Annotated in this window: 9 protein-coding genes; 5 read left to right on the top strand and 4 right to left on the bottom strand. The window is 44.1% G+C overall.

What is annotated here, in order from left to right; all coding sequences use genetic code 11:
- Positions 1-32: 32 nt before the first annotated feature.
- Entirely contained in the window at positions 33-1,208 is a 1,176-nt protein-coding gene (locus tag ACGHAV_RS06325; RefSeq protein WP_390377973.1) for an MFS transporter, read from the top strand.
- Between the two features lie 72 nt (positions 1,209-1,280).
- Here the strand turns inward: ACGHAV_RS06325 and ACGHAV_RS06330 are convergent, their stop codons facing one another.
- The 4 genes from ACGHAV_RS06330 to sodB form a co-directional block, all read right to left on the bottom strand.
- Positions 1,281-2,819 carry a SpoVR family protein gene (locus ACGHAV_RS06330; RefSeq protein ID WP_390377976.1) on the bottom strand — a complete coding sequence of 513 codons (1,539 nt, stop codon included), beginning with the start codon at positions 2,817-2,819 and terminating at the stop codon, positions 1,281-1,283.
- A gap of 3 nt (positions 2,820-2,822) precedes the next feature.
- Complete coding sequence (locus ACGHAV_RS06335) at positions 2,823-4,109, bottom strand: YeaH/YhbH family protein (RefSeq protein ID WP_390377979.1); 1,287 nt, start codon at positions 4,107-4,109, stop codon at positions 2,823-2,825.
- A gap of 112 nt (positions 4,110-4,221) precedes the next feature.
- Positions 4,222-6,144 (bottom strand): PrkA family serine protein kinase, encoded by a 1,923-nt coding sequence (locus ACGHAV_RS06340; protein WP_390377982.1) that lies wholly within the window; start codon positions 6,142-6,144, stop codon positions 4,222-4,224.
- 207 nt (positions 6,145-6,351) lie between these two features.
- Positions 6,352-6,933 carry a superoxide dismutase [Fe] gene (gene sodB / locus ACGHAV_RS06345; protein ID WP_390377985.1) on the bottom strand — a complete coding sequence of 194 codons (582 nt, stop codon included), beginning with the start codon at positions 6,931-6,933 and terminating at the stop codon, positions 6,352-6,354.
- A gap of 395 nt (positions 6,934-7,328) precedes the next feature.
- Between sodB and ACGHAV_RS06350 the strand changes: the two genes are divergently transcribed.
- The 4 genes from ACGHAV_RS06350 (at position 7,329) to ACGHAV_RS06365 (ending at position 12,435) form a co-directional block, all read left to right on the top strand.
- On the top strand, positions 7,329-7,679 hold the full coding sequence (locus ACGHAV_RS06350; RefSeq protein ID WP_390377988.1) for a Grx4 family monothiol glutaredoxin: 351 nt from the start codon (positions 7,329-7,331) through the stop codon (positions 7,677-7,679).
- A 343-nt stretch (positions 7,680-8,022) separates the two neighbouring features.
- Positions 8,023-10,611: a TonB-dependent receptor plug domain-containing protein gene (locus ACGHAV_RS06355; protein WP_390377991.1), complete on the top strand. Its 2,589-nt coding sequence runs from the start codon at positions 8,023-8,025 to the stop codon at positions 10,609-10,611.
- Between the two features lie 206 nt (positions 10,612-10,817).
- Entirely contained in the window at positions 10,818-11,378 is a 561-nt protein-coding gene (locus ACGHAV_RS06360) for an RNA polymerase sigma factor (RefSeq protein ID WP_390377994.1), read from the top strand.
- Position 11,379: 1 nt separating this feature from the next.
- Positions 11,380-12,435, top strand: coding sequence for a FecR family protein (locus tag ACGHAV_RS06365; protein ID WP_390377997.1), 1,056 nt, complete (start codon positions 11,380-11,382; stop codon positions 12,433-12,435).
- The last annotated feature ends 121 nt before the right edge of the window (positions 12,436-12,556 follow it).

Below are 12,556 nucleotides of genomic sequence, written 5' to 3' on the forward strand. Positions count from 1 at the left end.
GCTAATGGCGTTTTTGCATATGGAGATCACCGTTGACACTTCGTGGTAACTCATCGCTAATCGTTTTAGCAATCACTTACTGGCTTTACTTCGGCCAGCTTGGTGTACTCGTGCCTTATTTGGGTATTTTTCTTGATGGGCGAGGCTTTTCTTCTGCTGATATCGGTGAGTTATTTGCGGTTATTACCCTAGCGCGAATTTTAGGGCCCGGCTTATGGGCAGGCGTGGCGGATAAAACAGGTAATGCCATTGGCATAATGCGTCTTGGGTGCTTGCTAACGGTAGTCACTTTTTCGTCCGTGTTTTATTTCTCTAGTTTCTGGGGGCTAACGCTATCGTTTGGTTTAATGATGATGTTCTGGACTGCCGTATTGCCGCAGTTAGAGGTTATTACCATGAATACGGTGGCCAAAACCTCAGCAACTTATGGCCAAATTCGCTTGTGGGGCAGCGTTGGCTTTATCTGCCTTACGGTGATGGTAGGTAAAGCGCTGGATCTGTTTTCCACAGAGTCACCGGTTTATGTAAGTGTTGGCGTTTTAGCTATGTTATTTGTTAGCACATTATTCATAAACGCACCTGCTGAAAACGCATCACAAGAAAATGCGGTTGGAAGTATTTGGAAATTTGCTAAGCAACGTCCTTTTGCCGTGTTTATTTTCGCCTCGGCCTGTTTGCAAATAAGCTTTGGCGCTTTTTATGGTTTCTTTGCGTTGTACATGCGTGACCTGGGGTATAGCGGTCAGCAAACGGGTGTATTTATCGCGTTAGGCGTACTGGCAGAAGTGGGTATTTTTCTTATCGCCCGCCAGCTAATCGACAAATTCGGCGTATGGAATTTGCTTTTTGCTAGCTTGCTTTTAACATCTATGCGCTGGTACCTGATGGCGGCATTTGCCGACTACTTTGTTGTGATAATAATAAGCCAGCTTATTCATGCACTTAGCTTTGGGCTTACTCATGCTGTGTCTGTCCACTTTATTCACCAATATCTACCCAAGGCTTATCAAAGCCGTGGGCAGGCGGTATACATTAGCATTGCCTTTGGGTTAGGTGGTGCATTTGGGAATTATATGGCGGGCCAACAGTGGTCTCAGGGCACCAATGCCTATATAACTTTCGTTACTGCCGCTGTGTTTGCAGCAGCGGGCGCATTGTCGTTACTGCTTTGCAGTAAACGGTCGATGAACAGCGCCCCCCAGCATTAAATGTAATACAAGCAGGTAGTCATTCTACCTGCTTGTATAACTTACTCTAATTACCTGCTTGTATAACTTACTCTAATTACCTGCTTCTGCTGTGCGCTTGCACTCACTTATTAGCTCTATGTTGCCATCGCCGTTGTCTTGTTCAAGACGCACATCAAATTTCCACAATCTGTGGAGGTGTTTCATAACTTCGTCTTTCGAATTACCTAATGGAATACCTCGCTGAGGAACGTAACGAAGAGTAAGTGAGCGGTCACCTCTAACGTTTACATTATGCACCTGAATATTGGGTTCTAGGTTGCTTAAGTTGTATTGTGCAGAAAGCTTTTCTTTAATGGTTTGATAGCCTATTTCATCGTGAATAGCGCTGACGCGAATAAACGATTTTGCGGTGTCATCCTCTAATGAAAACAATTTGAAATCACGTATTACTTTGGGCGACAGGAACTGACTAATGAAGCTTTCATCTTTAAAGTTTTCCATTGCAAAATGCACAGTCTCTAACCAGTCTTTGCCGGCTATGCTGGGCAAATATTTATAGTCTTCCTCTGTGGGGTCTTGGCACACCCGCTTTATGTCCATAAACATGGCAAAACCAAGTGCATAAGGGTTAATACCTGAATAGTAAGGGCTGTTGTATTCTGGCTGCATAACAACACTTGAGTGGCTATGTAAAAACTCCATCATAAAACGGTCGCTAACTAGGCCTTCATCGTACATTTCGTTCAAAATGTGATAGTGCCAAAAACAGGCCCAGCCCTCGTTCATAACTTGGGTCTGCTTTTGCGGGTAAAAATACTGCGATACTTTTCTTACTATACGTACTATTTCACGCTGCCATGGCTCTAACAACGGCGCGTTTTTTTCTATAAAGTAAAGCAGGTTTTCTTGAGGCTCTTGCGGAAATCGTGGCGCTTCTTTATGCGCGTGATGCTGGCTGTCTGGCAGCGTTCGCCACAGTTCGTTAACTTGAGATTGTAAGTAAGCCTCGCGTTCTTCTTGTCTATTCCTTTCTTCTTGCAGTGATATTTTCTGAGGGCGTTTGTAGCGGTCTACGCCGTAATTCATTAATGCATGGCATGAATCGAGAATGTTCTCTACTTCCTCATAACCGTGCTTTTCCTCACACTTGGCAATATAGTTTTTAGCAAACACCAAATAGTCGATAATTGAGCTCGCATCAGTCCATGTTTTAAATAAGTAATTGCCTTTAAAAAATGAGTTGTGCCCATAACACGCATGAGCCATCACCAGCGCTTGCATGGTAATGGTGTTTTCTTCCATTAAATAAGCAATGCATGGGTCTGAGTTAATCACTATCTCATAAGCGAGCCCCATTTGTCCTCTGCGGTATTGCTGTTCAGTTTGAATAAACTTTTTACCAAAAGACCAGTGCGTATAATTCAAAGGCATACCAATACTGGCATAGGCATCCATCATTTGCTCTGCGGTAATCAATTCAATTTGGTTGGGGTAAGTATCTAACTTGAACTTCTTAGCAATACGGTCGATATGGTGCTCGTATTCTTCAATAAGAGGGAATGTCCAATCAGGTCCGTCACTTAATAAATGACGCTTCGTTTCTTTTTCGTTAAGTTGTGCTTCGTTCATCACTTACGCTCCCTGCTTTGCATCTTGCTCTGAGCGTTTAAAAAGCTCTCTAAACACGGGGTAGATATCTGCTTGCGTCTGAATATGCTTACAAACAAAGTTATCGTGGGTGTCCGCCACTTTTTCATATTCACGCCAAAGGCTTTGATGCTGTCGCTCGGTAATTTCGATATAGGCGTAATAACGGGTAGCCGGCAACAGTTTTTGAGTCAGCAAATCGCGGCATTGCGGCGAGTCATCTGCCCAATTATCGCCGTCTGAGGCTTGAGCAGCATAAATGTTCCAGTTGCTATCGCTATAGCGTTCCCTTATTACTTCATCCATAAGTTTTAACGCGCTTGAAACAATGGTGCCACCGGTCTCTTGTGAATAGAAAAACTCTTGTTCATCAACTTCTTTGGCTTGGGTGTGATGACGAATGTAAACCACCTCTACGTTTTCGTAGGTCCGCGTAAGAAAGAGATACAGTAGAATATAAAAGCGCTTTGCCATGTCTTTGGTGGCTTGATCCATAGAGCCCGATACGTCCATTAAACAAAACATCACCGCTTTACTAGAGGGGAGGGGCCGCTTATCGTAGTTTTTAAAACGTAGATCAAAGGTATCGATAAAGGGTACGCGCGCAATCTTTGTCTTTAGCGTCGCTATTTCTTCCTCAAGAGCTAACACCTGCATGGTGTTGTCGTGCTTGTCATTTAACAAGCGGTCTAGCTCTTCCTCGCATTCTTTGAGCTTGCGTTTATCACTGGCACTTAAAGCAATACGTCTTGCCACCGAGCCCTTAAGAGAACGCACAATATCTAAATTACTTGGCACGCCATCGGTTTGATAGCCCGCCCTATAAGTCTCGTATTGGGTCACTTTATCGAACTGATTTTTCTTTAAATTTGGTAGTGCCAAATCTTCAAACAGTAAATCAAGGTACTCATCTTTAGAGATTGAAAAAACAAACTCGTCTTGGCCTTCTCCTTCATTACTAGCATCGCCTTCACCAGACCCTCTACCAGCGCCGCCGGGAGGGCGCTCGATAGTGTCGCCAGCCGTAAATTGGTCGTTGCCGGGGTGTACTATGTCCCTGCTACCGCCTCGCCCAGTGTGAAAGATAGGTTCAGAAATGTCTTTTGCGGGAATACTGATCTGTTCGCCAGAGTCTACATCGGTAACAGAGCGTTTGCCCACGGCATCAGACACCGCTCGTTTTATTTGCTGTTTATATCGCTTAATAAAACGTTGACGGTTTACTGTGCTTTTGCCCTTGCTGTTAAGCCTTCGGTCAATAAAATGCGCCATATAAACCTGCTCTTTGTTTCGTGAATTTGTTGAACAGGCAGTGACAGCGTATGTTGTGCACTGTCACACCTGTTTGTTCGTTATTACAACAACGCTTCAAGTGTTAATAAGCTTAAGACGCTTTACGAACACGCAAATACCACTCACATAGCAATCTAACTTGTTTTTGCGTATAGCCTTTCTCTGTCATACGATTAACAAAATCATCATGCTTTTTCTGTTCTTCAGCTGAGCCTTTTGTATTGAATGAAATGACGGGCAGTAAGTCTTCGGTGTTCGAGAACATCTTTTTCTCAATGACCGTGCGTAATTTCTCGTAGCTCGTCCATGCTGGATTTTTGCCTGAATTGTTTGCGCGAGCTCGCAGTACAAAATTCACAATTTCATTTCTGAAGTCTTTGGGGTTGCTAATGCCGGCGGGTTTCTCGGTTTTTTCTAATTCCGCATTCAATGAAGCACGGTCGAAAAGCTGGCCCGTTTCTGGATCTCTATACTCTTGGTCTTGGATCCAGAAATCGGCGTACGTTACATAGCGGTCGAACAAGTTCTGCCCGTATTCTGAGTAGGACTCTAAATAAGCCGTTTGAATTTCTTTGCCAATAAACTCCACGTAGCGAGGAATAAGATAACCTTTCAAAAATTCAAGGTATCTATCAGCGGTGTCTTGTGGAAATTGCTCTCGTTCTATTTGCCTTTCTAACACATAGAATAAGTGAACCGGATTGGCCGCCACTTCTTGATGGTCGAAGTTAAATACCCTCGACAATATCTTAAATGCAAAGCGGGTCGACAAGCCCTCCATCCCCTCATCTACGCCGGCATAGTCGCGATATTCTTGGTAAGACTTCGCTTTTGGATCGGTGTCTTTCAAGCTTTCGCCGTCGTAAACTCGCATCTTCGAGAATAAACTCGAGTTTTCTGGCGCTTTAAGTCTTGAGAGCACGGTAAATTGCGCTAAGCACTCCAGTGTATCTGGCGCACATGGCGCACCGTGCAGTTCGCTGGTATCTAACAGCTTTTTGTATATCTTTATCTCTTCGCTTACGCGCAAACAATAAGGCACTTTCACAATGTAAACACGATCTAGAAATGCTTCATTGTTCTTATTGTTTCGAAAAGACTGCCATTCAGATTCGTTGGAATGCGCTAGAATAAGGCCGTCGAAGGGCAGGGCAGAAAAGCCTTCAGTGGGGTTATAGTTTCCTTCTTGCGTTGCCGTTAACAAAGGATGCAGCACTTTAATAGGTGCTTTAAACATTTCGACAAATTCCATTAGCCCTTGGTTAGCTTTACACAGCGAGCCGGAATAACTGTATGCATCGGGGTCGTTTTGGGCAAATTGTTCAAGGCGGCGTATATCTACTTTACCCACCAGTGAAGAAATATCTTGATTATTTTCATCTCCGGGCTCTGTTTTAGCGATACCCGTTTGGTCGAGAACACTTGGGTACACGCGAACCACTTTAAACTGGGTTATGTCGCCGTTGAATTCGTGCAGTCGCTTACGTGCCCAAGGCGACATAATGGTTTTCAAATACCGCTTTGGTATGCCATATTCTTGCTCAAGAATGTCGCCGTCTTCTTTTACGTCAAACAAGCAAAACGGGTGGTCGTTAACCGGCGAGCCTTTAAGCATATAAATAGGTACATTTTGCATTAGCTCTTTCAGGCGCTCTGCTAATGACGACTTACCGCCACCGACGGGCCCTAACAAATAAAGAATTTGTTTCTTCTCTTCTAGCCCCTGTGCAGCATGTTTTAAATAAGAAACAATTTGTTCGATGGCTTCTTCCATTCCGTAAAATTCAGAAAATGCAGGATAACGAGATATAACTCGGTTTGAGAAGATTCGACTTAGCGCCGGTTCGTTGGCAGTGTCGATGAGTTCAGGTTCGCCAATTGACTTTAACAAACGTTCGGCTGCATTGGCGTAGGCGAGTTGGTCCTCTTTGCAGATATCGAGAAACTCTCCAATGGTGAACTCTTCTTGTTTTCGCTCCTCATAGCGATTTTGATAGTGTTCGAAGATACCCATGAATACCCCTTAGAAAAACGGTTAGCCCGTATTAAGATCTTAGTAGGTATTTGAGAAAACGTTAGTAATTAATACTAATGGACTACGCTTGTGCGGTGAATGACATCGCTAGAAAGTAAGGGTAGAGCCCAACAAAAAAGCCCCGTTAACGCGAGGCTTTTAATTCTTTAATTTTGTGTAACCGTTAAAAATACGGTTAATACAGGCTTATGCGAAGTTGCTGTTAGCAAATTCCCAGTTAGCTAGTGCCCAGAAGTTTTCTAGGTACTTAGGACGTGCGTTGCGGTAATCGATGTAGTAAGCGTGTTCCCAAAGGTCAACAGTAAGTAGTGGCGTTAGTTCGTCACCTGAAATTGGGGTTTCAGCATTGCTAGTGTTTACGATGTCTAGGCCGCCATCTGCAGTTTTTACTAACCATGTCCAGCTAGAACCAAAGTTGTTAACTGCTTTATCGTTGAATGCAGCTTGGAAGTCAGCAAATGAGCCCCACTTTGCATTGATAGCGTCAGCAAGTGCACCTGTAGGTTCGCCACCGCCATTTGGGCTTAGGCTGTGCCAGTAGAACGTGTGGTTCCAGATTTGTGCAGCGTTGTTGAAAACACCACCTTCAGAAGACTTAATGATGTCTTCTAGGCTTTTGTTTTCCATGTCAGTACCTTCAACTAGGCCATTTAGCTTAGTTACATAAGTAGCGTGGTGCTTGCCGTAGTGGTACTCAAGCGTTTCAGCAGAAATATGTGGTTCTAGTGCATTTTGTTCGTATGGTAATGCTGGTAATTCAAAAGCCATGACGGTCTCCATGTTGGTTTAGTGTTTTTTAACTAGATGAACACATCTCTAATGCCTGTTCGCGAGATGCGCACTGGGCTGTGGCCCGAATTAAAACTTTATACCTTTAAGCATAATGCAGATGTGGGGATAAAGTTATATAACTCAATGACAAATGTGTGAATTTTTCACACTTACTTATGTATTGTTATTATTTGATAGGGTAAATAGATCAAATTGTGGCGAACAGATCACCGTACCAACAGTTATATTTGCCGTTTTACTTGTAATCCACACTTAATAAAACGAAGTAAAGAACACACCGTTTAAACACAATTTTGTGTTAATCTGCTCTTGAAAAGTAGAGTTGGCACTCCCACTTTATAGAAAAACTTATTTTCCGCTGAGAGGATACGATGGACAACACTGAAAACCAATCAACGCTAGATAGAATTAAACAGCAAATCGAAGAGAACCCAATCCTTCTTTACATGAAGGGCTCTCCTAAACTACCTAGCTGTGGTTTTTCATCGCAAGCATCACAAGCACTAATGTCTTGTGGTGAACCGTTTGCTTACGTAGATATTTTGCAAAACCCTGATATCCGAGCTGAGCTGCCTAAATACGCAAACTGGCCTACATTTCCACAGCTTTGGGTTGAAGGCGAGTTGATTGGTGGATGCGATATTATTATCGAGATGTTCCAACAGAATGAACTGCAACCGCTTATCAAAGAAACAGCTGCAAAGTTCAAAGAAGCTGAATAAAACCTCTTTTCGTTAATTAATCAAAAAGCCGGCTTTAAGTCGGCTTTTTCTATTAAAAGCCCCCCAAAATACTTCGCACAAATTCCCGCAAAACCTATATAGACAGGCCAGAAAACAAAATCCTCTACGGCTTGAAAAAATATATTTTTTTTGTCGAAAAAGATTTGTTTTTTAGTGTCTTGCGTTCTATAAAAAGTTCAACTGATGGCGTCATTACGTATGTTTTCACTACGACATGCCGCAAAGAAGTTCAGTGTTGAAGGTATAAAATAACAACCACTCGGTCCACGTAAGTTGCGTTCAAACTCAACACCGTGATCACGAGACAATCCGGGAAACCACCATGAATACAAACCTGTCTTTATTGACCAAAAACGTTCGCGGCGTGCTAGCAGCATCAGCGGCGTTTTCAGTAATAGCTACAGCGCCTGTTTTTGCACAAGAAGCAGAAGAGGGTGCTAAAGCAGAAGATTATGAGCAAATCGCGGTTGTAGGGTCACGTGCTGCGCCTCGTTCAGTAGCAGACTCAGCGGTACCAATCGATATTATCTCTAGTGAAGAATTTAAGCAGCAGGGTGCTACCGACATGGTGTCGATGATGCAAACTGTTGTTCCATCGTTTAACGTAAACGACCAGCCCATTAACGATGCGTCGACGCTTGTTCGTCCTGCCAACCTTCGTGGTATGGCGTCAGACCATACACTTGTGTTGGTAAATGGTAAGCGTCGTCACCGTTCGGCGGTAATTACATTCCTTGGTGGCGGTCTATCTGACGGTGCGCAAGGTCCAGATATCTCTGTAATTCCAGCTGCTGCGCTTAAACAGGTAGAAGTACTTCGTGACGGTGCTGCGGCACAGTACGGTTCTGATGCTATCGCTGGTGTAATTAACTTCGTACTGAACGACGCCTCTGAAGGTGGTTTGTTCGAGGCGCGCTACGGTTCGTTCTACGAGGGTGACGGCGACATGATTCAGCTGTCTGGTAACGTGGGTATGCCGCTAACAGACAAAGGCTTTATTAACCTTTCAGCTGAATATCGCACAGCTGATGACACTTCGCGCAGCATTCAGCGCGCTGATGCTGCAGGTTTAGTGGCTGCGGGTAATACGTTTGTTGCAGATCCGGCGCAAATCTGGGGCTCGCCTGAGATTAAGCACGACATCAAATTATTCGCTAATTTAGGTTTAGAGCTATCTGATTCAGCAGAAGCTTATATGTTCGGTAACTTTGCTGAGCGTGAAGTGGAAGGCGGTTTTTACTTCCGTAATCCTCATAACCGTGGTGGTGTAAATGACGGTGGCACGAACGATGACGGCGAACAGTTGTTACTTGTTGGTGACCTAACGGGTGATATGTCAGGTAACTGTCCAACCGATATCGTTGTTGGCGCAAACGTTCTTGAGAATCCGCGCTATATTAATGAAGTGGCAAACAACCCTGACTGTTTTGCTTTCAATGAAATTCTTCCAGGCGGTTTCACTCCGCGTTTTGGTGGTACCGTAACTGATATGTCTTTGGTATTTGGTACGAAAGGCGAGCTAGACAACGACGTTACTTATGACATCAGTTTAAACCTAGGCCAAAACGAAGTCGATTTTGCGATTAGCAACACTATCAACCCATCGCTAGGCCCTGATACACCGTTCGAATTTAGCCCAGGTCGTTACACGCAATCTGAGCAAACGCTTGATATCGATTTCACAAAACCATTCGATGCCGGTTTATATGAGCCTCTATTCGTAGCAGCAGGCTTCCAATATCGTAACGAAAGCTATGAAAGCTTTGCCGGTGATACTGCATCTTATGAAATAGGTCCGTTGGCGACACAAGGTTTTGGCATTGGCTCAAATGGTTTCCCTGGCTTAGCGGCCAACAGCCAAGGCCGTGTGTCGCGTAACAACATTGCTTTATACGTAGACGCTGAAGCGTATATTACTGAAAACTTCATGCTAGCGGGTGCACTTCGCTACGAAGATTTCTCTGATTTCGGCGACACTACTAAGGGCAAGATTGCGTTCCGCTGGCAAGCACTTGAGAACATTGCCTTCCGTGGTGCGTTCTCTACTGGCTTTAAAGCTCCAACACTTGGTCAAAGTAATGTGCGTAACGTAACCACTGCGTTTGGTACTGGTGGTCAGCTTATCGACCGCGCAACATTACCACCAACAGACCCTGTATCTCAGCTTAAAGGTGGCGAGCAGTTAACGCCTGAAGAGTCAGAGAGCATCACGTTTGGTGTAGTTGCTGACTTTGATAATGGTCTATTTATCACTGCCGACTACTACAACATCGAACTAACTGACCGTATTAGTACTGCATCTGGTATTGCATTAACCGAAGAAGATATTGCTACTTTGCTTGCGCAGGGTATCAGCGATGCATCTAGCTTCTCTGAAATTAGCTTCTTCACCAATGACTTCGATACAACTACTGAAGGTTTAGACGTTGTTGCGAACTATGCTATGGATATGATGGGCGGTGAAACTAAGTTCTCACTTGCTTACAACTGGACATCAACAGAAGTTGACCGCGCGTCAGACAATATCTCTGATTTCCGTATCCGTATGCTAGAAGACAATCTACCAGCGGTCCGTTACAGTGCGACGGCGAATCACACCAATGGCGACTGGCGCTTCCTTGCTCGCATGAATTACTTTGGTAGCATTTTTGAAGACCACTTAGACTCAGCGTTACCTATCGATAAGGTAAGCTCTGAGATTACGTTCGATTTCGAAGTGGCTTACAACGTGAGCGAGCAGCTGACGGTTACCCTTGGTGCTAGAAACGCATTCGATGAGTACCCAGACGAAAACAATACTGATGCTGGCGGCATTACTTACGCGCAAATCGCGGGTTCGCAATACCCTACAACATCACCTATTGGTATCAACGGTGGTTTCTACTATCTAAGAGGCGTGTACTCTTTCTAAGTTAGCAACAAATAAAAGGGGGCGCTGCCCCCTTTCGTTTTTGTTGTTTTTATCACTGTGTTTTATACCGTGCGCATGCGCTTCACAGTTAAGAGCACTTTTGCGAATCTTCTACTAAAGCACAGTGATAAAAGCGTGAAAAATTGTAAAAACAAGGGCATGATGTTGGCCTTGTAAGAAATTCGAAACACACTGAATTAGGAATTATGACGAGAAAGTCGACAGTAGCCGAAACCTTTTTAAAATACCGCTCTAAGCTAACGCGTGTGGTAGGGTCTATTGTTGGTGCCGACGACATTGAAGATATCGTGCAAGAAGCTTTCATAAAAAGCTACGAAGCCGAATTAAAACAAGAGATACAGTACGAGCGTACTTATATGCTCAAAACAGCGCGTAACTTGGCGCTGAACCATGTCGCCAAAGCTGAAAATAAAAACAAACAGCCTCTGGAAGACATGGATATTTTGCCTTACGAGCTAGTAGGGCACAGCTTAGAAAAAAATGTAGAAAGCAAAGAGCGTTTTATTCACTTTTGCCGAGCCACTGATACTTTATCAGCGGACGTGAAGCGCGTGTTTTTGCTCAAGAAAGTGTATGGCATGCGACAAAAAGAGATTGCTGAGCTTGTGGGGCTAAGTGAAAGCACAGTTGAAAAGCATGTCGCCAAAGGTTTGATGATGTGCTCAAGATATCTTGCAGAGCTGTCAAAAGACGGTGCTACCCCAAGAGATACCGTTACTGCAACTCAGGACATAAGCCGTAGTTAACATGAACAATATTCGCCAGTTTGCTAGTAAAGAAGATATTCAGGAGCACGCGTGCTTGTGGGTGAGCCGTCTTGATCGTGGTCTTCGTGACGATGAAAAAACAGAGCTTGAATTATGGTTGAGCGAAAGCAACGCTCACAGGCAAGCCCTACTTGACGCCGCAAGTCTGTGGGACGATATGTCGGTGCTTAACGAATTAAGCGGCCTTTTCCCTCTACCACAAACCGGAAAGCGTCGTTCGCCAAATTTTAAAAGCAAACCGGTTGTATGGAGCATAGCAGCTTCATTTTTTGTAGCAGCGGTTGCTTTGAGTGTTTTGGTACAGCGCACCTGGTTTGAATCGGCACCTCAGTTTGCGGCGGTCAGTCAAAAAGTACAAACTGGTGTAGGCGAGCAAAAAAATGTCACGCTCGCCGATGGGTCTAAGCTTCACCTTAATACGAATTCTATTGTTACCGTCGACTTTTCATCGAAAACAAGAAACATTGTGCTGCTTAAAGGTGAGGCGCACTTCGATGTTGCTCACGATAAAACTCGCCCATTTTCAGTTACCGCTGGTAATAATACTGTTACTGCAGTAGGAACCGCATTTAATATGCAGTACGTGAATGATGACGCTTTCGAACTTGTTGTAACAGAGGGCAAAGTACTAGTAAAAGACCGCTTCAAAGACACTGGCTCTAACGATCTGCTTTTTGGTAGGAAGCCAATTACGGAAGAAGGGCTATTAATGTTTGCCGGAGAAAAGGCAACAGTTGAAGGAAAGGTTGAAGCAAAAGAAAACCTATCGCAAAACGATATTGATGATGACTTAGCGTGGCAGCAAGGTATGATTGTCTTTAAAGGCGAGCCTTTAGAAGCGGTGTTATTGGAAATCGGGCGATACACGCCAGTAAGATTCAACATATCTGATGATAAACTGAGAAAGCGTCGTGTGGCTGGCTACTTTAAAGTAGGTGACATTGACGGTCTATTATCTGCGCTGAAAAGTAGCTTTGACGTTGACCATGAGCGCGTAACCGAAAATAGCATTCAGCTGTACGCATCAAAAAGCTAAATCAGCCCTAACGCATGCATTGTGCGTTAGCCGTTGGCATCACATTATATAATGTGACACTATGATAAAAATAATAAGCACATCGATACATCATTTTGCAACAAGGCGCTCTGGCAAATAA

Origin of the sequence: Alteromonas sp. MTD1 (assembly GCF_042848195.1) — a bacterium.
Lineage (GTDB): Bacteria > Pseudomonadota > Gammaproteobacteria > Enterobacterales > Alteromonadaceae > Alteromonas.